The organism is Lentzea sp. NPDC020367 (genome assembly GCF_044387305.1).
GTDB lineage: Bacteria > Actinomycetota > Actinomycetes > Mycobacteriales > Pseudonocardiaceae > Lentzea.
Genome location: NZ_JBIRVV010000004.1, coordinates 194,723 through 214,358, shown reverse-complemented (window position 1 = coordinate 214,358; position 19,636 = coordinate 194,723). Strand labels below are relative to the sequence as shown.

Here is a 19,636-nt window from a genome sequence, read left to right as displayed (position 1 = left end):
TCAGGCGGCTAGACCTGCTCCACCCGCTCCCGGTCCCGCTCCTCCAGCAACTGCAACAACGCGTAGGTCGTCTGCCGCTGCTCCTCCACGAGCTTCGTCAGCCACGACCCGAAGTAGAGGAACCCGCCCACCCCGATCAGTCCGACGCCCAGGATCCCGCCCGACACGACGTACGGGATCTGCTCGAACGTGTACCCGGTGTGCGCGACACCCCACCAGGCGAAGAGGATCGCCGCGATGCCCGCCGTCATCAGCATCGTGCCGACAAGCCCGAGCCCGCTGCGCATCCGTGCGCGGCGCCGGTCCTGGATCGTCATGGGTTCACCCGCAGGTCGGGGACACCGGTCGGGTGCCCGGAGGGACAGGGGGCGCCGCCCAGCAGGAACGTGCCGAACGACTTCATGCCGAACGCTCCCGCCGCCGCGACGCCGAGGCCGGTGAGCACCAGCAACGCCGGTACGCCCGGGAAGTCGAGCAGTGAACGCGGCCTGGTGCGGGCCGAGGCGACCGGAGTCACCGACTTCGACGGCGGGTTCACGCCCGCGGCAGGAGGCGTGCCTCCCAGAGCCGGTGGTGGCGTGTCGGCCGCGGGCGGTGGGGGTACGACGGGTGCCGGTGCGTCGGGTGGGGTCAGGGGTGAGGAGACGGAGGCGTTCGCCACGGCCTCGGTGTCGCCGACGATCACCACCATCTTGCGCAGCGGGTTGAGCAGCGGCACGAGTTCCTTGGGCAGCAACGGGGCCACGATGCCGTCCAGGATGCCGCCGAGGCCCAGTTTGGTGCGCAACGCGAGCACGTCGACGGTCAGGGTCAGGCCGCGGCTGGTCGACGTCGCGGACGTGGCTTCGAGCTTGGTGGACGACGTCGGCCAGGCGAGAGTGATTCCCAGTGGTTCCAACGCTTTCAGGAGCCCGTCCGGTGGTGCGTCCGGGGCCTTGACCGGGAACTTCTGGCCCAGCACGGTGAACTCGGCGACCGCGAACGTGCTGGTGCCGCTGCCCTTGCTGCCGTCGCTCACCGCCACCGACTCGAAGCGGACGCCGGAGATGACGACCAGGCCCGCCAGCAACGAGATCGTCTGCGCGGACGTGACGGCCGTGGACCTCGCTTCGGAGGCGCTGACCGTGCTGACGCTGCTCGACGACAGGCCGTCGACGGTCAGCAGGAACGGCACCTCCTGCTTCGCGCCCGCGTAGGACTCGGCCTTGGCGGCGCCGGCCGCGGCGCGCATGCCTGGTTGCGACTGGTCGGCCGGGCCGCCGGGGTGCGCCGCGTTGGCCTGGATCGGGTAGGCGAAGCCGAGCAGTTGCGGCAGACCGGTGCCCACGGCCGCGCCCGGCCACAGCGAACTGGCCACCGAGCGGCCGATCGGGCCCGCGCCCAGTTCGGTCTGGGTGTAGGAGAGGTGCACCTCGCCCTGCGGTTCGGCCGGCACCGGGATCAGGTCGGTGTGCAGCAGCACGGACACCGGCGCGGCGTGGGCGGACAGCGTGAAGCCGCCGATGTCGGACGCCCGCGCGGGCGCCGGGGACAGCAGGAGGAGCAGCAGGACGAGCGCGTACCTCATGACGTCCCTCCGAAGTAGACGGTGGTGAGGTCGGAATCGGCGGAGATCTCGCCGTGCGTCATCACGACGACCTGGTCGGCGACGGCGGAGGCGGTCTCGGCGAACTGCTCGACGATCAGCATCGTGACGCCGGAGCGCGCCAACTCCCCCACCACCTCGTACAGCTCGGCGACGATCACCGGTGCGAGGCCCATCGAGAGCTCGTCGATCACCAGCACCGCCGGGTCGGTGATCAACGCGCGGGAGAACGCGAGCATCTGCTGCTCACCACCGGACATCGAACCCGCGAGCTGCCGATGCCGCACGCGAAGTTTCGGGAACCGGTCGTAGACCACGTCGGCGTCCCCGCGCATCAGGCGGAGGTTCTCCGCGACGGTCAGGTTCGGGAAGATCGCGCGGCCCTCCGGGATCGTGCACAGGCCCGCCCGCGCCAGTTCGTCGGGCGCGGCGTCGTTGACGTGCACGCCGCCGAGGTGGACGTGGCCGGAGGTCGCCCGCAGCTGTCCACTGAGGACCTTGACCAGCGTCGACTTGCCGGCGCCGTTCGGGCCCAGCAACGCGGTGACGGTCCCCCGCGGCACGTTCAGCGACACCCCGCGCAGCACCTCGATCCGGCCGTAGCCGGCGTGGACGTCCTTCAGATCGATCATCCGAGATACGCCTCCCGGACACCCTCGTGCGCACGAACGACATCGGGCGTGCCGGACACCAGCAGCCGCCCCAGGTTCAGCACGTGCACGTGGTCGCAGTAGCCCATCACCAGGTCCATGTCGTGCTCCACCAGCACGACCGAACGGCCCTCGGCGCTCAGTTCCTGCAACAACGCGCCGAACGCGTCGGTCTCCGCGCGGTCGAGCCCGGACGACGGCTCGTCCAGCAGCAGCAACACCGGGTCGGTGGCCAGCGCGCGAGCCAGCTCCAGCAGGCGCGCGGCACCGGTCGGGACGGTGTCGGCCTGGTTGCCGGCGAACTCCGCGATCCCGACCCGTTCCAGCAGCTCCAGCGCGAGCTTCGCGGGCCGGCGCCGGCTTTCCAGCGCCACCAGCACGTTCTCCGACACGGTCAGCGAGCCGAAGACCTCCAGCCGCTGGAACGTCCGCGCGACGCCGAGCCTGGACCGCTGGTGCGGGCCGAGCGAGGTGATGTCCGCGTCGTCCAGCGTGACCCGGCCCGACGACGGTTTCCGGAGCCCGCTGATCACGTCGAACAACGTCGTCTTGCCCGCGCCGTTGGGCCCGATCAGCCCGGTGACGCCGGGTTCGACGACCAGCGACACGTCGTCGACCGCGGTCACCTCGCCGAAGCGGACCGTCACGCCCTCCACCCGCAACGTGCTCATGCGCGCCGCCAGGACCAGGCCCGGAAACCCCAGCTGACCAGCCCGTTCGGATCCCGCGCGAGCCCGGCCGCGGCCACGCCGAGCAGCACGACCGCCACCCCCGCGAACGCCGGAAACCCGCTCTGCAGCACGGGAAGCAGCATCAGCAGCGCCCCGCCGAGCAACGCGCCGGACACCGACGTCACGCCCGCGATCACCGCGAACAGCAGCAACGGCAGGTTGTTGAACAGCTGGAAGTCGCTCGCCGCAACGGTTTCCCGCAGCTGCGCGAACAACCCGCCCGCCAGTCCCGCGATCGCCGCCGACAACGAGAACACCCAGACCCGGATCCAGCGCACGTTGAGCCCCAAAGTCGCGCACGCCGCCGAACTGTCCTTGACCGCGATCATCCGCCGCCCGAGCCGGCCACGCCTGACCGCCAGCACACCGATCCCGACGAGCACGAAGACACCCGCCGCCAGCAACAGTTGTCCCGTCGCCGACTCGACCATCCGCGGCACCTGCAGACTGCCCCGCACCCCGAACGCGACCGGCGACTGCAGCACGAGCTTGTCCATCAGCTGCGCGAAACCGAGCGTCGCCAGCGCCAGGTACAACCCGCTGACCCGCAACGCCGTCAACGCGATCAGCGCGCCGACCGCCGCCGCGACCGCCGCGCCGATCAGCAAGGTCAACGGCGACGAACTCCCCAGCCGTGCCACCGTCACCGCGCCCACGCCGACGAACGTGAACTGCCCCAGCGACACCACCCCGCCGTACCCGGTGAGCAGCACCATCGACAGCAGCACGATCCCGAACACCAGCGCCAGCGCGAGCTGCCCGGCCACCACCGAGTCCACCAGCAACGCGAGCACGACGACCACACCCGCGAACAGCCCGGCGCCCACACCGGTCGTCAGCGCGTTCGGCACCGCCACCCCGCGAGATCCCCGCACACCACCGATCCGCAACGGCGACTGCGGCATCGCGAGCAGCACGACGAACAGCAACAACGCCGGAATCGCCGCCCGGAACGAGATCCAGAACGGCGACGACGGCAGGTAGGCGACGGCGTAGGACTGCACCAGCCCGAGCCCCAACGCGCCCGCGAACGTCCACGGCAGACTCCGCAACCGCCCGACCAGCGCGGCGGTGTACGCGGTGATCACGAGCAACGTCATCGTCACGTAGTCGAGCTGCACGACCGGCGTCAGCAGGATCCCGCCCAACGCGGCCAGCGCCGACCCGATCGCCCAGCTCAGCGCCGACAAACGATGCGGCCGCGTCCCGTAGAGCGCGGCCAGTTCCGGCGCGTCCACGCACGCCCGCATCGCCAGCCCGGTCCGCGTCCGGTTCAGCAGCACGTACAACCCGCCCGCGACGAGCACCGCGCAGGCCAGCGTCACCAGGTCGTGTCCGCTGACGAACGACTGTCCGATGTGGACGCCGAGCTGGTCGAGGAACGGCCGCACCGGACGTGCCTGCGGCGGCCAGATCACCTGCGCCACCCCGATGAGCCCGACCAGCACGCCGACCCCGGCCACCAGCGTGATCCCGACCGGCGCGCCCGCGAGCCGGCGCATGATGAACCGTTCGATCACCAGCCCGAACAGCGGCGCGCACACCCCCACCACGAGCAGCAGCGCGAGCCACTGCGGCAGGCCGCGGTTCTCGGCGAGCTCCCAGTAGAGGAACGCCATGACCATGCCGATCGCGCCGTGGCCGACGTTGAACACCTTGGAGGTGCTGTAGGTCAGCACGAGACCGCCGGCGACGACGGCGTACGCGCCACCCGTGACCAGGCCGAAGATGGTGTACGCGAGGAGTGCGGTCATCCGCCCACCCCCGTGTCGATCAACGTCCCGCACGAGTACCCGGACGCCGGCGCGAGCCGCGACCACGCCCCGCCCTTCAGCCGCACCAGCGTCATGCAGGCCGAAGTCCGTTTGCCCCCGACGTCCTGCGGCGCGACCATCCCCTCTGCGGTGAAGTCGTGCACCCCGCGCACCGCCTCCAGCATCGCCTTGCGGGTCAGTTGTGGCCCGACCTTCGCCGCGGTGGTGACGAACAACCGCGCCGCCGACCAGGCGAACATCCCGAAGTACGAGGGCGCCGCACCAGGCGCCACCCGGCCGAGCCACTGCTTGTACAGCGCCACCTGGGCGTTGGACTCCTCGAACAACGCGCCGTTCGTGTAGACGACGGTGCCGTCGACCGCCGCCCCGCCCTGCTTGATGTACTGCGGGTCGTAGGCGGACGGGTCGGTGATGAACGCTTCCGGCGTGTAGCCCTGCTGCCGCATGGCCTGCTGCAACCGCACGGCGTACTGCGCGGACCCGATCCAGTAGACGATCTTGGTGCCGGTCTCCTTCAGCTTCGCCACGTACGGCGCGTAGTTGACATCGGTGATGTCGATGGCCTGCGAGTAGACGAACTTGATCCCGCGCGCCTCGGCCGCCTTCTGCATGCTCTTGGCGTTCTGCGCGCTCGCGTCGGCGTTGAGGTAGAGGTACGCCGCGGCGTTGACGCCGCCGGGGAAGCTCGACTTGACCAGGTCAGGGCCCGCCGACGACACGAGGTTCACGACGTTCGACGCGACACCGAAGCTCACGGCCGTGCGCTGGCGTTGCGCGGTGACGGTCGAGGCCCGCAGGTCCGGGATGCCGCACCCGGCCGCCGCCGGTCCGCCGCCCTGGTCGAACGCCGACATCGAGCCGACCAGCGCGAAGGCCTGTTCACAGGCCTGGGAGGTGGCCTGCTGGTCGCCGCCGCTGTCGGTGCGCGAGTCGAACGAGACGAGCTTGAGCTTGCGGCCGCACACCGAGCCCTGGGTGGCGTTGAAGTACTCGACGAACGCCTTGGTCGCCTGCTGCGCCGACTGGAAGATGCCGGGCACCGGGCCGCTGATGTCGGAGATGTTGGCGATCGTGATCTCGCCGGCCGTGACGCCCTTGTCCGTGGCGCCGCCGGTCCCTTGGCAGCCGCCCGCGATGCTGCCGGGCGGGTTCGGCTGCTTGTTGGGCTCCTGGGGGTTCGCGGCACCCGGTTGCTCCGCGGTGCCCTCGGACGCCGCGCCGTCCTCGCCGGTCACCACGCCGTCCTGGGTGCCGGCCGACCCTCCTTGAGGCACGACGAGTGCGGCCCGTTGCTCGTCGGTGAGCCTGCTTCCGCAGCCGGCGATCAACGCGCAGATCATCAATGCGATCAGTGCGGTCCTGCGACGCATGCGCACTGACGTTAGGGATCTGCATCCATCCAGACCCAAGTAACTTCTAGAACGCGTTCTATCTGCAAAGAATCGTGCGAAAAGCCGTCACCAAAGCGCGGTCGCCTCGTTAGAAGCGACCGCGTCAAGGAACACGTTCTACTTACGACGGCGGCAGCAGCTCCGGGCGGCGCGGCCGGATCACGTCGCCGGAGGACTCCCCGCGCACGCGCCGCATCACCCACGGCACGACGTGCTCGCGGGCCCACTGCCAGTCCTCCGCCCGCTTGGCGCGACGGTCGACCAGCGGAGCCACGCCGAGCAGGGTCCGCTCCAGCGCGTGCTCGACCCCCAGGCCTTCGAGGACGGAGATCGCGACCTCGGTGTGCCCGAGCGAGTTGAGGTGCAGCCGGTCCGCGGACCACATGCGACGGTCGCGCAGCTGCCGCATGTTCCACATGTCACCCAGCACGCACGAGTGTTCGGCGGCGATCGCGCGCACGTGCTCGTTGTAGATGGCCACGCGACCACGCATCTTGCGGAACACCGGGTCCTCACCACCGTCGACACCCGTGAAGAGGATTACGCGCGCGCCCGCGGTGACCAACCGTGCGACGGCCGCGCGATAGCGGCGCATCAACGCGTCGATGTCCACCTTCGGGCGCATGAGGTCGTTGCCACCCGCGTAGAGGGAGACGAGGTCCGGCTTCATCGCGAGAGCGCGCTCAAGCTGCTCGCCCAGCACCTGCGGCATCAGCCGGCCGCGCACGGCGAGGTTGGCGTAGGTGAACTCGGGATCCGCCGCACCCAGCACGTCGGCGACGCGGTCCGCCCAGCCCCGCACACCGTTCGGTCGACTGGCGTCGTCATCGCCCACACCCTCGGTGAACGAGTCCCCCAACGCCACAAAACGCTTGCTCATGCTCACGACCCTATGTCGGGCATTCGGAGCAGATCCGGCCGGGGTTGCGGCCGCGACGATAACGTTTCGATAACGTAGACGTCTCGAACTGAGGCGCCATCGCATTGCTGGCCGTATCCCCGGTCGTGCGACTCTCCATGGACTTGGCGAAGCCGACGCGACTGATGGTCGCGGTGGCCGGCTGTGCGCTGGCGGTGCTCCTGAACACCGGGAGTGCGGTCGGCCAGCCGAGCACGACGCCGTCCACCCCCATCTCCACCCCGCCGCCAGACAGCGGCGGCAAGGGCGACGAGATCGTCCAGACGCAGTGGGGGCCACTCGGACCGGCCGACCGGGACTTCATGAACCGGGTCAAGCAGGCCGGCCTGTGGGAGAAGCCCGCGGGCGAGAAGGGCAAAGCCAAGCGGGCCGACCAGCCCAAGATCCAAGAGGCCTGCAAGCACCTCATCGAGGGGCACACGCTCCTGGACAACGTGGTGAACCGGGCGGGCGTTCTGCTCGGCCACACGTTGCCCACCGAGGCCTCGGACGAGCAGAAGGGCTGGCTCGCCGAGATGGACGCGGCGAACGGCGACGAGTTCGACGCCGTCTTCGCCAACCGCCTCCGCGCGGCGCACGGCAAGGTCTACGCCTATGCCGCGCAGATCCGGGCGGGCACCAAGAACGAGCTCATCCGCATCCTTTCCACGCAAGCGATGATCACCGTCTTCGACCACATGAAGGTGCTCGAGGAGACCGGCCGCGTCGACTTCGCCGGACTGGAGTCACCGCAACCACTCGCGCCTCCACCGCCCGCGGACAGCACCGGGGCACCGGACGCGTCGGGTGACCAGGCTGCCGACCAGTCAGCCAACCCGACCGACGGCGTGATCCCGACCGTGCCGGAGGGCACGAGGTTCACCCGCACCGCCGAGCAAGGCGTGTTCGGGGACAACAACGGTGTCTTCTTCGCCGCCATCGGGGTGCTCGCGCTCGCGCTGGTGGGGATGCGAATGATATCCCGATCGAAGAAATCACGGCGGAAATCTCGTTCGTTCTAAAAAACAGCACACCCAGGTTCAATCCCGAAGATAGCGGCCCCATACCGCCGTCAGCTTCACCATGCCGTTTTATCGGACTACCACGAGGTGGCAAATGGCTATTCACCGGAGGAAATCCACGATCTGGCTCACCGCCGCTGCGGCGGCGATGGCCGTGGTCGCGGGCGGTGCCGCGGTGGTGGCCATCAGTTCTTCTGATGGCTCCGCGCTCGCCGACGGTGCGGACAAGAGCTTGTTCGTCGACATCACCAAGGTGAAGCCGAACGTCAAAAAACCAAAGCCGGAGAACGACGCCACCACAGGCACGTTCACGGTGAACTGCGGCCGCAACGAGAACGGGCACTTCAACCCGGACAACTTCATCGCGCAGCCCGGAGTTCGCAACGGTGCCCAGCACCTGCACGACTACGTCGGCAACCTCTCCACCAACGCGGACTCCAACAACAAGTCACTGCAGGCGGCAGGCACGACCTGCAAGAACGGCGACAAGTCCGCGTACTTCTGGCCCGTCGTGCGCATCATCGACGAGGAAGCGGAAGAGGCCGCGCCGGCCGAGGAGCAGGCCCCGCCGAAGAAGGACGACAAGGCCCAGCAGGACAAGGACAAGGCCGACAAGGCCGCGGCCCAGCTCGAGTGCCCCGACGTCGCGTCGCTGCTCCCCGAGGACGTGCCGGACGCCGCCCAGGCGGAGATCGACAAGGAACTCGAGAACATCGAGAAGGTGACCGAAGAGGCCGAGAAGAAGGTCGCTTCCACCAAGGCCCAGGACCGCGACAACATCATCGTCGGCCCGACGCGCGAGAAGCGCGCCGCCATCCTGAACCGGATGATGCTGGCGTTCAGCCGCCAGGGCAAGCAGGCTCCCGACCTGAACCCGGCCGCCGCGTGTGCGGTCAAGGACAAGGCCGCGGGTGAGGAAGGCCTCGACAACGGCGGCGAGAACGCCGACGCCGCTCAGGCCGAGGGCACCGAGGCCAAGAAGCAGCAGAACAACCCCGAGGAGAACGCGGACAACGAGCTCGAGGGCAACGAGGGCGAGATCCAGCGCCCCGCCGTCGTCGACCTGCAGTTCCGCGGCAGCCCGACCGGCAAGGTCGTCGCGATGCCGAAGTTCCTCCGCATTCTCTACGGTGACGCGAAGGCCGGCCAGAACGGCCCGAAGAACGCCAAGGCGTCGTGGACCTGCACGGGCTTCGAGGACAAGGTCCTGATGGACAAGTACCCGATCTGCCCCCAGGGCTCGAACGTCAAGCGGATCCACGACTTCCCGAGCTGCTGGGACGGCAAGAACATCGACTCCGAGAAGCACCGCGAGCACATCGTGTTCCCGGACGCCAACGGCAAGTGCCAGAAGGGCTTCAAGGCCGTTCCCCAGCTGCGCATCTCGCTGACCTACAAGATCCCGCTGGACGTCCAGAAGGACGGTCGCTACCTGGTCGACTCCTTCCCGGAGGAGGAGCACAACCCGCTCACCGACCACGACGACTTCGCCAACGTGATGTCGCAGAAGATCATGAACCGCCTCGTCAACTGCGTGAACTCCGGCAAGAAGTGCCGCGAGTGACGCTCTGACCGCGTGACCCGAAGAGCCCCGGTGCACCTCCCGCGCACCGGGGCTCTTCGCTGTCCTGACCACTGTGGACGGTTCAGTCCGAGTTGGCCCACACCAGGAACCCGGGGCCGTCCGCCGTGATCACCGGGATCCACGCCTCGTCGACCTCCCGGATCCGGCTCTCGTCGAGCCGCAGGACGGTCAGCTCCTCCTCGGACCCGTTGCACGCCCAGTAGCCGATCATTCCCACACCCTCGCGGAGCCTGGACCGTTCGCTGTCCAGCCAGCCGTGGTCCCAGGTGCCGGCACCGCGGAAGTGCTTCTCGAACAGTTCGCGCAGGGCGGCCAGTCCATCGGGGCCGAACAGCGGCACCAGGAATCCCTCCGCCTGCGCCTGCCGGCAGGCGGTTCCTCCGCACTGCTGTTGGTAGACGACTCCGGTCCGCGCCTCGACCACCACGTGCAGCCAGCCGTCACCGGCACTGCCGTCGGGGTCCAGGAAGACGTACCGGCGTGTGCTCATGAACCGCAGCTTTCCGAGCCACCGCAGCAAATTCAACGCATTTCGCTGCCACGCGGACCTGTTCATCAGCATGAACCGTTTCACCACCGTGAATCTTGTTCCGGGATGGTTGACCGAAAAGGTATAGACCACTAACACTGGCCGCATGGTCACCCGCTCCTGCACGGTGCTGATCGCACTGCTGGCATCTCTTCTGGTCCCGGTCACCGGCTCAGCCCAGGCGGCACCGGCGACGTTCGTCCACCCGGGAGTCGTCGTCTCCCGGCCACAGCTCGACTTCGTGCGCACCAAGGTCCTGGCCGGCGCACAGCCGTGGAAGCTCGCCTACGACCGCATGCTGGCGTCGAAGTACGCCGACCTGAACCGCACGCCGAAGCCCCGCGCCGTCGTGGAATGCGGCCCCGTCAGCAATCCCAACAACGGCTGCACCGACGAACGCGAGGACGCGCTCGCCGCCTACACCCTCTCCCTGGCCTGGTACGTCACCCGCGACGCGAGGTACGCGACCAAGGCGATCCAGATCATGGACGCCTGGTCGAACACGATCCGCGACCACACCAACTCGAACGCCCCGCTGCAGACCGCGTGGTCGGCGTCGAGCTGGCCCAAGGCCGCCGAGATCATCAAGCACGTCTACGGAACCTGGCCCAACAGCGCGAGGTTCGGCACGATGCTGCGCAACGTCTACCTGCCCGAGATCCAGAACGGCCGCGCGAACACCAACGGCAACTGGGAACTCAGCATGATGGAGGCGTCGATCGGCATCGCGGTGTTCCTGGAGGACAAGGCCGCCTACGACAAGGCGATCGGCATCTTCCGGACGCGCATCCAGGCGTTCATCTACCTGACCACCGACGGCGCGCTGCCGAAGACGCCGCCGGGCAGCGGCATCGACACCAGGGCCGAGATCATCTCCTACTGGCACAACCAGTCCACGTTCGTCGACGGCCTCACCCAGGAGACCTGCCGCGACTTCGCCCACACCGCGTACGGGCTCTCAGCTGCCTCGCACCTCGCCGAGACCGCGCGCATCCAGGGCCAGGACATCTGGGGCGAGATCAAGGACCGCATGCGGCACGCGTGGGGCCTGCACAGCAAGTACCAGAACGGCGAGCCGATGCCGTCCTGGCTGTGCGGCGGCACGCTCAGCCGTGAGCTCGGACCGACGCCCGAGGTCAGCTACAACGCGTTGAACACCCGGCTGGGCATCGCGATGGCGAACACCAAGATCTACACGGAGTCGAATCGTCCACACGGGACCGACAACCTCTTCATCGCCTGGGAGACGCTGACTCACGCAGCAAACCCCTCCTAGAAGCGACTAGCGTGCGCTCATGACCGAGACACCGGACGTGAAGCCACGCAGCCGCGACGTGACCGACGGCCTGGAGCGCACCGCCGCGCGCGGCATGCTCCGGGCCGTCGGCATGGGTGACGAGGACTGGGAGAAGCCGCAGATCGGCGTCGCCTCGTCGTGGAACGAGATCACGCCCTGCAACCTGTCGCTCGACCGTCTCGCGAAGGCGTCCAAGGACGGCGTGCACGCGGCGGGCGGGTATCCGCTGGAGTTCGGCACCATCTCGGTGTCGGACGGCATCTCGATGGGCCACGAGGGCATGCACTTCTCGCTGGTCTCGCGCGAGGTGATCGCCGACAGCGTCGAGACCGTGATGATGGCCGAGCGGCTGGACGGGTCGGTGCTGCTCGCGGGCTGCGACAAGTCGTTGCCCGGCATGCTGATGGCGGCGGCGCGGCTCGACCTGGCCAGCGTGTTCCTCTACGCCGGGTCGATCCTGCCCGGCCGGGTCACGCTGACCGACGGCACCGAAAAAGAGGTCACGATCATCGACGCGTTCGAGGCCGTCGGGGCCTGTGCGCGCGGACTGATGAGCCGTGAGGACGTCGACCTGATCGAACGCGCGATCTGCCCCGGCGAGGGCGCCTGCGGTGGCATGTACACGGCGAACACCATGGCCAGCGCGGCCGAGGCCCTCGGCATGTCGTTGCCGGGCAGTGCCGCTCCCCCGGCCACCGACCGGCGCCGGGACGGGTTCGCGCGACGGTCCGGGCAGGCCGTGGTCGAGATGCTGCGCAAGGGCATCACCGCGCGGCAGATCATGACGCGTGAGGCGTTCGAGAACGCGATCTCCGTCGTGATGGCGTTCGGCGGTTCCACCAACGCGGTGCTGCACCTGCTCGCCATCGCGCACGAGGCCGGCGTCGAACTCAGCCTCGACGACTTCAGCCGCATCGGCGAACGCGTGCCGCACCTCGCGGACGTGAAGCCGTTCGGCCGGCACGTGATGACGGACGTCGACCGCATCGGTGGTGTGCCCGTGGTGATGAAGGCGCTGCTGGACGCCGGTCTGCTGCACGGCGACTGCCTCACCGTCACCGGCCGCACGGTCGCCGAGAACCTCGCCGACATCAACCCGCCCGACCCCGACGGACTGGTGCTGCGCGCGCTCGACAAGCCCATCCACCACACCGGCGGCATCACGATCCTCAAGGGCTCGCTCGCCCCGGACGGCGCCGTGGTCAAGTCGGCGGGCTTCGACTCGGACGTCTTCACCGGCACCGCGCGGGTGTTCGACCGCGAACGCGCCGCGATGGACGCGCTGGAGGACGGCACCATCACCGCGGGCGACGTCGTGGTCATCCGCTACGAGGGCCCCAAGGGCGGGCCGGGCATGCGCGAGATGCTCGCGATCACCGCGGCGATCAAGGGCGCGGGCCTCGGCAAGGACGTCCTGCTGCTCACCGACGGCCGGTTCTCCGGTGGCACGACAGGACTGTGCGTCGGGCACGTGGCACCGGAGGCGGTCGACGGAGGGCCCATCGCGTTCGTGCGCGACGGCGACCAGATCACGCTCAACGTCGCCAAGGGCACGCTCGACGTCGACGCCGACCTGGACAGCCGCAAGGAAGGCTGGGCGCCGCTGCCTCCGCGCTACGAACGCGGCGTGCTCGCCAAGTACGCCAAGCTGGTCGGTTCGGCCTCACGTGGCGCGGTCTGCGACTAGAAACTGAGCCCGGCCGCCGAGCGCACCAGTGACTGCACTGGCGAGCCCGGCGGCCAGGCCAGCACCGTCGTCACGTCCGGCGCGTCCACCACGGGCACCGCGACGTGTTCCGGCCACTGCCAGGCGCGGCTGGAGGCGGGGATGACGAGCAGGGTCCTGCCGAGCGCCACGAGCTGGGCGAGCTGCGACTGGGTGCGCACCTCGGGGCCAGGGCCGTCCGGATAGGTCCCGTCGAGCCGGGGCCAGCGGGCGATCGGCAGGTCCGGCACGGCGCTGACCTCCGCCAGCGTGACGCTGTCGCGTGCGGCGAGCGGGTGCGTCGCTGGGACGATCGTCACCTGGCTCTCGGTGTGCAGGTCGGCGGTGTCGAACCCGGCGAGGTCGTCGAACGGGCGGTGCATCAACGCGATGTCGGCCTGCCCGTCGCGCAGCCGGTGCGCCTGCTCCCCCACCTCGCACAGCAGCACCTCGACCGGCTCGGCCAGCGCGTCGAGCAGCGCTCGCAACAGCTCGTGCGACGCTCCGGCCTTCGTCACCAGCACCAGCGGGCGCTCCGGATCTCCCGCACGACGGGTCCGGCGGACGGCGGCCGCGACCGCGTCGAGCGCCGTTCTGGCCTCGCGCAACAACACCCGGCCCGCGTCCGTGAGGGCCGCACCGCGCCGATCGCGGTCGAGCAGCCGGACGCCGAGCCGGCGTTCCAGCTGGGTGATCGCCCGCGAGAGAGGCGGCTGGGCGATCCCGAGCCGGGCAGCGGCACGTCCGAAGTGGAGCTCCTCCGCGACGGCCACGAAATAACGAAGCTCGCGGGTCTCCAGATCGTCCACGGACCAAGCCTAATACCCGGTAGGTATCAGAGCTTACTGAATCGATCTTGGACAGCACGCACACAGCGAGCCGAGCATGAAGAGGTGAACAAGAAGACCGCGCTGGTCACCGGCGCGAACAAGGGAATCGGCTTCGCCATCGCCCAAGGGCTCGGAGCGCTCGACTTCAGGGTCGCGGTGGGCGCACGCGACGACGTCCGCCGCAAGGAGGCCGTCGAACGCCTGCGCGCCAACGGAATCGACGCGTTCGGGGTCGCGCTGGACGTCACCTCGGACGAGAGCGTCGCGGAGGCCGCGGCGGCGATCGAACGGCTCGACGTGCTCGTCAACAACGCCGGCATCGGCGGGCCCGGGCCGCAGGATCCGACGACGCTGGACCTCGACGTCGTCCGCACCGTCCTCGACACCAACGTGTTCGGCGTCGTCCGGGTGACGAACGCGCTTCTCCCGCTGCTGCGCCAGGCTGCCTCGCCCCGGATCGTGAACGTGTCGAGCAACATGGGCTCGCTGGCGTTGCGCACCGGCCCGATCATGGCCGCGTACGCGCCGTCGAAGTCGATGCTCAACAGCATCACCGTCCAGTACGCGCGGGCGTTCGACGGCACGAACGTCATCGTGAACGCCTGCTGCCCCGGCTACGTCGCGACCGACTTCACCGGCTTCGCCTCCCCGCGCACGCCTGAGGAGGGCGCCGCGATCGCGCTGCGGCTCGCCACCCTGCCGGACGACGGTCCGCGCGGTGGCTTCTTCGACGACGAGGGCGTCATCGCCTGGTGAAGGGTCGCCCGGTCGACTGAATCCGCTATGAGGGCGCGGTCACCCGGTCGGTGGGCACCCGCGATTGAGCTCACAGCGGCGGGTACCTCGCGTTCACAGTCAACGGCCAACGCGGAGGGACGACACGATGATCGATCAGACGCACGTTGAGGCTCTGTACGACTGCGACGTGATCGACAACCGGGGCGAGAAGATCGGTTCGGTCAAGCGGGTGTGGCTCGAGGACGGCACCGGGAAGCCGATGTGGGCCGAGGTCCACACCGGACTGTTCGGCATGAAGGAGAGCTTCGTCCCGATCCAGCAGGGACAGGTGGCGGGCGGCGCGATCACCGTTCCGGTCACCAAGGAGCAGGTGAAGGAGTCGCCGAGCATGCACACCTCCGGCGACCACATGTCGGACCAGGAGCAGGAGGCGCTCTACCGGCACTACGGGATGATCCCGCAGGCCAAGACCGGCGAGCACGACCGGCTGGACAGCAAGGGCGGCAACGGCAGGCAGGCCGCCGGGCGACAGATGGCCGGGCAGCGCGGCACCGCACGGGGTGACGCGGCCGAGGTCACGCTCTCGGAGGAGAAGCTCGACGTCGGCACGCGCAGTGTCGAGACGGGCCGGGTGCGGCTGGTCAAGCACACGGTCACCGAGCAGCGCAACATCACCGTGCCGGTCACGCACGAGGAGGTCCGGGTCGTCCGCGAGCCCGCGGAAGGCAGCACCGGCAAGGCGTTCGCCGACGAACAGGCGGAGATCACCTTGCACCGCGAGGAACCGGTGGTGCAGAAGCGCACCGAGGCCGTGGAACGCGTCCGGCTGGAGAAGGACGCCATCACCGAGCAGAAGGACATCAAGGGCGAGGTCCGCAAGGAACGCGTCGAGGTAGAGCGCGACGACGAACCGCGCGGCCGCCGGTAACGAACGTCCCAGCGAACCGCCCACCACTTCCGTCGGTGGGCGGTTCGCTGATGCCGTTAGTAAAGGCTGTCGAGAACGTCGGAGTAGCGCTTCTCGATCTCCCGGCGACGCGGCTTGAGCGACGCGGTCAGCAACCCGTCCTCGACGCTGAAGTCGTGCTCCAGCACGGCGAACCGCTTGATCGTCTCGTGCCGCGCGAGCTGAGCGTTGACAGACTTGATCGCGTTGTCCACTTCGGACTCGGCGTCCGTGAGCCCAGACGCGGTGTCCGGGTCGAGCGTCACGAGCGCCACGCAGTACTTGCGCCGGTCGCCGTGCACGATCACGTTGCTGATGTACGGCGACGCCGCGTTGATCATGCTCTCGATCCTGGTCGGCGCCACGTACTTGCCGCCGGAGGTCTTGATCAGTTCCTTCTTGCGGTCGGTGATCTTCAACCGGCCCGCGTCGTCGAGTTCGCCGATGTCGCCGGTGTGCAGCCAGCCGTCGACCAGCGACTCGGCGGTCGCGTCCGGCCGGTTGTGGTAGCCGCGCATGACGCCGGGGCCGCGCAGCAGCACCTCGCCGTCCTCGGCGATCTTGACCTCCATGCCGGGGATCGGCGGCCCGACCGTGCCGATCGCGATCATGCCCGGCCGGTTGAAGAACGTCGCCGCGGACGACTCGGTGAGCCCGTAGCCCTCCAGGATCGTGATGCCGGCGCGTTCGAAGAACTCCGCGATCTCCGGCGCGAGCGGCGCCGAGCCCGACACGAAGTAGCGGATCCGGCCGCCCACGCGGTCGCGCAGCTTGCGGTACACCAGGCGATCCGCGAGCCAGCGCGTCGCCGGACCGTGCTCGCGGTCGGCCCACCGGAAGATCTTCTCGGTGACGCCGCCCTTCTCCCGCGCACCCGCGACGATCCGGCCGTGGATCTTCTCGAAGATGCGCGGCGCGGCGGCCACGATGGACGGCCGCAGCTCGCCGAGGTTGTCCACGATCCGCTCGACGCTGCCGTCGACGGCGGTCGGCACGCCCGCGGCGATCATCGCCATCGTCAGCACCTTGCCGAACGCGTGCGAGAGCGGCAGCCACAGGAAGTGCAGGTCCGTCGGCTGCAGAATGCCCAGGGACGCAACGGCTTCCGCGGTCGTCAGCCAGTTCTCGTGGGTGAGCTCGACGCCCTTGGGCGTGCCGGTCGTGCCCGAGGTGTAGATCAACGTCGCCAGGTCGTCCTGCGCGAGCCCGTCGATCAACGCGTCGTAGTCACCGGAGCCCTGCGGAACCGCGCCGAACCGCAGCACCTCGACACCGTCCGGCATCGACGCGGCGTGCTCGTCGGTCTCCACGACCACGATCCGGCTGCCGGAGTCGCCGATGATGTGCGCGACCTCGGCGGCCGTGCTGTTCGGGTAGATCGTGGTGGTTGCGCCGCCAGCGGCGAGCACGGCGAGGTCGGTGACGATCCACTCGATGCTCGTGCGGCCCATCAACGCCACGCGGTCGCCCTTGCGCAGCCCCTTCTCCGCCAGCCCGAACGCCTCCGCGGCGACCCGTTCCTGCAGCTCGGACCACGTCAGCGAGACCCAGCCACCGTGGTCGCGGTACCGCATCGCCTCGGCGTCGGGCGTGCGGGCGACCCGGTCGCGCAGCAGGCCGGGAATCGACAGCGCCATTGCTCTCCCCTTCTCTGGAGCGTCGCTCCAGAGCGGTACTCTAACCCTCATGTCCGACCGACGACAGTCTCTCCTCGACGCGGCACTGCGGCTCGTCGAGGAAGGCGGCCTCGACGCCGTCACGATCGCGGCGCTGACCGAGCGCTCGGGCATGTCCAACGGCAGCATCTACCACCACTTCGGCAGCCGCGGGGGCGTGTTCGCGCAGCTCTACGCCGACAGCTACGCCCGGTGCGTCGCCGCGATGCTGCCCGCGCTGCAGACCGGGTCAGCCGAGGAAGGCGTGCGCGCACTGACCCTGAGCTACCTCGACTGGGTCATGGCGAACCCGAGCCGGGCGCGCTTCCTCTACGCCGCACCGGACCACGCCGACCCGGCGGCCAAGATGGCGGAGTTCGCGCCGGTGCTGGCCTGGTTCAGCGACCGGATGGCGTCCGGCGACCTGCGCACGGTCCCGCCGTGGGCGCTGGAGCCCGTGGCGATGGGACCGGCGCACGAGTCGGTCCGCCGGTTCCTGCTCGGGGTGTTCGACCTGGCCGAGGCCCGCGAGATCGTCGCGGACGCCGTGTGGGCCGTGCTGAAGCCCTAGTCGGCGGAGGCCTTCGGTTCCGGGAAGACGACGTTGCCGTTGACGCTTCCCAGCTGCACGACGGTGCCGAACACTGTCCCGCTGATGATGTTGGTGGTTCGCTCCACCTGCACTGCCTCGTCGTCATCCCCAGTCATGCCGCCATTATCAGCTACGAACGACCTTCGTTGGCCATAGAACACCTGTTCGATTATGCTGCGGTCCATGCGCCAGGGATCACTCTTCGACCTGGAGGCGGAGCCGGAACTGGCCCCGCTCGCCCCGCGCCGCACCGAACTCGGCCACGGTGCGTGGATCGACGTGCAGCCGGGCTGGCTGGCGGGCGCCGACGCGTTGTTCGACCAGCTCGTCGACGAGGTGCCGTGGCGTGCCGAACGCCGTCAGATGTACGACGCCGTGGTCGACGTGCCGCGCCTGCTCTGCTTCTACAGCGGCACCTTGCCGTTCGACGTTCTCACCACGGCCCGCGAGGCGCTCTCGAAGCACTACCTGCCCGAACTGAACGAGCCGTTCACGACCGCGGGGCTCTGCTACTACCGCGACGGCCGGGACAGCGTGGCCTGGCACGGCGACACGATCGGCCGCGGCCAGACCGAGGACACGATGGTCGCGATCCTCTCCGTGGGCACCCCGCGGGCCCTGCTGCTGCGGCCGCGCGGAGGCGGTGAGACGCACAAGTACGCGCTGGGGCACGGCGATCTGCTCGTGATGGGCGGCTCGTGCCAGCGCACCTGGGAGCACGCCATCCCGAAGACCTCGAAGGTCGTCGGGCCGCGGATCAGCGTCCAGTTCCGCCCGCACGGAGTCCGCTAGCGACCAGCTCCTCGGACACCCGCCACACCCGCTGGGCCTCGTTCGTGCCGCGCAGACGGCTGTAGAGCGCCTGCTCGGCGGGCGGCCCGCTGAGGTGACCGAAGCGGCTCGGGCCGTAGAACACCCCGGCATCGGGTGCCGTCGCGGCGAGCAGGGCCGGGAGCTGGGCGGATTCGACGGTGCCGAGGACACCCACCGAGGACAGGACTCGGATCACGCGCACGCCCGCCGTGTCGCTGGAGCGGCCGACCTCGGGCCTGGCCGCGAGCAGGTTCGTCGGAGCCACGCCGGGATGGGCGAGGTTGCTCGTGATGCCCCAGTCGCCCGCCTCACTGCGCCTCGCCAGCTCCAGCCCGAACAGGCCGAAGGCGATCTTCGACTGGCTGTAGGCCTTGCCGCCGCTGTACGAACGCTCCCAGTTCAGGTCGTCCCAGTTGATGGCGTTCTGGTTGGCGGCGATGCTGATCTGCGAGGTCACCCGCGCCCGACCGGCCTTGAGCAACGGCAGCAGATGCGCGACCAGGGCGAAGTGGCCCAGGTGGTTGGTGCCGAACTGCAGCTCGAACCCGTCCGCGGTCGTCTGCCGCTCCGGCGGGGTCATGACGCCCGCGTTGTTGACGAGGATGTGGACGGGCTTGTCCTCCTCCAGCAACGTGTCCCCCAACGCGGTGACCGAACGCAGCGACGACAGGTCGAGCGAGCGCAACGACACGTTCGCCTGAGGCGTCTGCCGCCGGATCGTGGCGATCGCCGCCTCGCCCTTGCGCTGGTTGCGGACGGGCAGGACGACCTCGGCCCCGGCGGCCGCGAGCCGTCCCGCGATGCCGAGCCCGACCCCGTCACTGGCGCCGGTGACGACGGCCCGCTTGCCGGTCAGGTCCGGGATCTCGACGTCGAACTTCCTGCTCATCGCGC

Annotated in this window: 20 protein-coding genes; 8 read left to right on the top strand and 12 right to left on the bottom strand. The window is 69.3% G+C overall.

The genetic code is table 11. From position 1 onward, the window contains the following. Positions 1-8 precede the first annotated feature (8 nt). From ACH413_RS18675 to ACH413_RS18645, 7 genes are all read right to left on the bottom strand, one after another. Positions 9-317, bottom strand: a complete 309-nt coding sequence (locus ACH413_RS18675) for a hypothetical protein (RefSeq protein WP_360034577.1) — start codon at positions 315-317, stop codon at positions 9-11. Then, positions 314-1,567 carry a choice-of-anchor P family protein gene (locus ACH413_RS18670; RefSeq protein ID WP_360034580.1) on the bottom strand — a complete coding sequence of 418 codons (1,254 nt, stop codon included), beginning with the start codon at positions 1,565-1,567 and terminating at the stop codon, positions 314-316. The genes ACH413_RS18675 and ACH413_RS18670 overlap by 4 nt, the downstream gene beginning before the upstream one ends. Next, positions 1,564-2,217: an ABC transporter ATP-binding protein gene (locus ACH413_RS18665; RefSeq protein WP_360034583.1), complete on the bottom strand. Its 654-nt coding sequence runs from the start codon at positions 2,215-2,217 to the stop codon at positions 1,564-1,566. Before ACH413_RS18665 ends, ACH413_RS18670 begins: the two co-directional genes overlap by 4 nt. Further along, complete coding sequence (locus tag ACH413_RS18660; RefSeq protein ID WP_360034586.1) at positions 2,214-2,906, bottom strand: ABC transporter ATP-binding protein; 693 nt, start codon at positions 2,904-2,906, stop codon at positions 2,214-2,216. The genes ACH413_RS18665 and ACH413_RS18660 overlap by 4 nt, the downstream gene beginning before the upstream one ends. After that, on the bottom strand, positions 2,903-4,720 hold the full coding sequence (locus ACH413_RS18655) for an ABC transporter permease (RefSeq protein WP_360034589.1): 1,818 nt from the start codon (positions 4,718-4,720) through the stop codon (positions 2,903-2,905). The genes ACH413_RS18660 and ACH413_RS18655 overlap by 4 nt, the downstream gene beginning before the upstream one ends. Next, complete coding sequence (locus tag ACH413_RS18650) at positions 4,717-6,111, bottom strand: ABC transporter substrate-binding protein (RefSeq protein WP_360034592.1); 1,395 nt, start codon at positions 6,109-6,111, stop codon at positions 4,717-4,719. Before ACH413_RS18650 ends, ACH413_RS18655 begins: the two co-directional genes overlap by 4 nt. 142 nt (positions 6,112-6,253) lie before the next feature. After that, positions 6,254-7,012: an SGNH/GDSL hydrolase family protein gene (locus ACH413_RS18645; RefSeq protein WP_360034595.1), complete on the bottom strand. Its 759-nt coding sequence runs from the start codon at positions 7,010-7,012 to the stop codon at positions 6,254-6,256. Between the two features lie 137 nt (positions 7,013-7,149). Between ACH413_RS18645 and ACH413_RS18640 the strand changes: the two genes are divergently transcribed. Both ACH413_RS18640 and ACH413_RS18635 read left to right on the top strand, forming a co-directional pair. Then, positions 7,150-8,052, top strand: a complete 903-nt coding sequence (locus ACH413_RS18640) for a DUF4142 domain-containing protein (RefSeq protein ID WP_360034598.1) — start codon at positions 7,150-7,152, stop codon at positions 8,050-8,052. Positions 8,053-8,146: 94 nt separating this feature from the next. Continuing rightward, positions 8,147-9,616, top strand: coding sequence for a DUF1996 domain-containing protein (locus tag ACH413_RS18635; RefSeq protein WP_360034601.1), 1,470 nt, complete (start codon positions 8,147-8,149; stop codon positions 9,614-9,616). 82 nt (positions 9,617-9,698) lie between these two features. On the opposite strand, the gene ACH413_RS18630 is transcribed toward ACH413_RS18635, so the two are convergent. Further along, on the bottom strand, positions 9,699-10,127 hold the full coding sequence (locus ACH413_RS18630; RefSeq protein ID WP_360034604.1) for a DUF6210 family protein: 429 nt from the start codon (positions 10,125-10,127) through the stop codon (positions 9,699-9,701). Positions 10,128-10,272: 145 nt separating this feature from the next. Between ACH413_RS18630 and ACH413_RS18625 the strand changes: the two genes are divergently transcribed. Further along, the gene (locus tag ACH413_RS18625) at positions 10,273-11,442 is read left to right on the top strand and encodes an alginate lyase family protein (protein ID WP_360034607.1); all 1,170 of its coding nucleotides are present in this window, start codon (positions 10,273-10,275) and stop codon (positions 11,440-11,442) included. A gap of 19 nt (positions 11,443-11,461) precedes the next feature. Beyond that, entirely contained in the window at positions 11,462-13,150 is a 1,689-nt protein-coding gene (ilvD, locus tag ACH413_RS18620) for a dihydroxy-acid dehydratase (protein ID WP_360034609.1), read from the top strand. Here ilvD and ACH413_RS18615 read toward each other — a convergent pair. Then, complete coding sequence (locus ACH413_RS18615; protein ID WP_360034612.1) at positions 13,147-13,977, bottom strand: LysR family transcriptional regulator; 831 nt, start codon at positions 13,975-13,977, stop codon at positions 13,147-13,149. The two genes, ilvD and ACH413_RS18615, sit on opposite strands and share 4 nt — an antisense overlap. 84 nt (positions 13,978-14,061) lie before the next feature. Here ACH413_RS18615 and ACH413_RS18610 point away from each other — a divergent pair, with 84 nt between their 5' ends. Both ACH413_RS18610 and ACH413_RS18605 read left to right on the top strand, forming a co-directional pair. After that, entirely contained in the window at positions 14,062-14,754 is a 693-nt protein-coding gene (locus ACH413_RS18610; protein ID WP_360034615.1) for an SDR family oxidoreductase, read from the top strand. A gap of 127 nt (positions 14,755-14,881) precedes the next feature. Beyond that, entirely contained in the window at positions 14,882-15,664 is a 783-nt protein-coding gene (locus ACH413_RS18605; RefSeq protein WP_360034618.1) for a PRC and DUF2382 domain-containing protein, read from the top strand. 56 nt (positions 15,665-15,720) lie between these two features. Here the strand turns inward: ACH413_RS18605 and ACH413_RS18600 are convergent, their stop codons facing one another. Then, positions 15,721-17,319 carry a long-chain fatty acid--CoA ligase gene (locus ACH413_RS18600; RefSeq protein WP_360034621.1) on the bottom strand — a complete coding sequence of 533 codons (1,599 nt, stop codon included), beginning with the start codon at positions 17,317-17,319 and terminating at the stop codon, positions 15,721-15,723. A gap of 49 nt (positions 17,320-17,368) precedes the next feature. On the opposite strand from ACH413_RS18600, the gene ACH413_RS18595 reads away from it, so the two are divergent. Continuing rightward, complete coding sequence (locus ACH413_RS18595; RefSeq protein ID WP_360034624.1) at positions 17,369-17,908, top strand: TetR/AcrR family transcriptional regulator; 540 nt, start codon at positions 17,369-17,371, stop codon at positions 17,906-17,908. On the opposite strand, the gene ACH413_RS18590 is transcribed toward ACH413_RS18595, so the two are convergent. Next, on the bottom strand, positions 17,905-18,045 hold the full coding sequence (locus ACH413_RS18590; protein ID WP_360034627.1) for a hypothetical protein: 141 nt from the start codon (positions 18,043-18,045) through the stop codon (positions 17,905-17,907). The genes ACH413_RS18595 and ACH413_RS18590 overlap by 4 nt on opposite strands. Positions 18,046-18,112: 67 nt before the next feature. On the opposite strand from ACH413_RS18590, the gene ACH413_RS18585 reads away from it, so the two are divergent. Then, positions 18,113-18,721: an alpha-ketoglutarate-dependent dioxygenase AlkB gene (locus tag ACH413_RS18585; protein WP_360034630.1), complete on the top strand. Its 609-nt coding sequence runs from the start codon at positions 18,113-18,115 to the stop codon at positions 18,719-18,721. Here the strand turns inward: ACH413_RS18585 and ACH413_RS18580 are convergent. Continuing rightward, on the bottom strand, positions 18,687-19,631 hold the full coding sequence (locus ACH413_RS18580) for an SDR family oxidoreductase (protein ID WP_360034633.1): 945 nt from the start codon (positions 19,629-19,631) through the stop codon (positions 18,687-18,689). The two genes, ACH413_RS18585 and ACH413_RS18580, sit on opposite strands and share 35 nt — an antisense overlap. Between the last annotated feature and the right edge of the window lie 5 nt (positions 19,632-19,636).

Coding starts and splice junctions, on each gene's coding strand:
- ACH413_RS18630 (WP_360034604.1), bottom strand. CDS start 10,127: ATGAGCACACGCCGGTACGTCTTCCTGGACCCCGACGGCAGTGCCGGT.
- ACH413_RS18650 (WP_360034592.1), bottom strand. CDS start 6,111: ATGCGTCGCAGGACCGCACTGATCGCATTGATGATCTGCGCGTTGATC.
- ACH413_RS18655 (WP_360034589.1), bottom strand. CDS start 4,720: ATGACCGCACTCCTCGCGTACACCATCTTCGGCCTGGTCACGGGTGGC.
- ACH413_RS18635 (WP_360034601.1), top strand. CDS start 8,147: ATGGCTATTCACCGGAGGAAATCCACGATCTGGCTCACCGCCGCTGCG.
- ACH413_RS18595 (WP_360034624.1), top strand. CDS start 17,369: ATGTCCGACCGACGACAGTCTCTCCTCGACGCGGCACTGCGGCTCGTC.
- ACH413_RS18665 (WP_360034583.1), bottom strand. CDS start 2,217: ATGATCGATCTGAAGGACGTCCACGCCGGCTACGGCCGGATCGAGGTG.
- ACH413_RS18670 (WP_360034580.1), bottom strand. CDS start 1,567: ATGAGGTACGCGCTCGTCCTGCTGCTCCTCCTGCTGTCCCCGGCGCCC.
- ACH413_RS18625 (WP_360034607.1), top strand. CDS start 10,273: ATGGTCACCCGCTCCTGCACGGTGCTGATCGCACTGCTGGCATCTCTT.
- ACH413_RS18645 (WP_360034595.1), bottom strand. CDS start 7,012: ATGAGCAAGCGTTTTGTGGCGTTGGGGGACTCGTTCACCGAGGGTGTG.
- ACH413_RS18640 (WP_360034598.1), top strand. CDS start 7,150: ATGGACTTGGCGAAGCCGACGCGACTGATGGTCGCGGTGGCCGGCTGT.
- ACH413_RS18660 (WP_360034586.1), bottom strand. CDS start 2,906: ATGAGCACGTTGCGGGTGGAGGGCGTGACGGTCCGCTTCGGCGAGGTG.
- ilvD (WP_360034609.1), top strand. CDS start 11,462: ATGACCGAGACACCGGACGTGAAGCCACGCAGCCGCGACGTGACCGAC.
- ACH413_RS18605 (WP_360034618.1), top strand. CDS start 14,882: ATGATCGATCAGACGCACGTTGAGGCTCTGTACGACTGCGACGTGATC.
- ACH413_RS18675 (WP_360034577.1), bottom strand. CDS start 317: ATGACGATCCAGGACCGGCGCCGCGCACGGATGCGCAGCGGGCTCGGG.
- ACH413_RS18585 (WP_360034630.1), top strand. CDS start 18,113: ATGCGCCAGGGATCACTCTTCGACCTGGAGGCGGAGCCGGAACTGGCC.
- ACH413_RS18590 (WP_360034627.1), bottom strand. CDS start 18,045: ATGACTGGGGATGACGACGAGGCAGTGCAGGTGGAGCGAACCACCAAC.
- ACH413_RS18580 (WP_360034633.1), bottom strand. CDS start 19,631: ATGAGCAGGAAGTTCGACGTCGAGATCCCGGACCTGACCGGCAAGCGG.
- ACH413_RS18600 (WP_360034621.1), bottom strand. CDS start 17,319: ATGGCGCTGTCGATTCCCGGCCTGCTGCGCGACCGGGTCGCCCGCACG.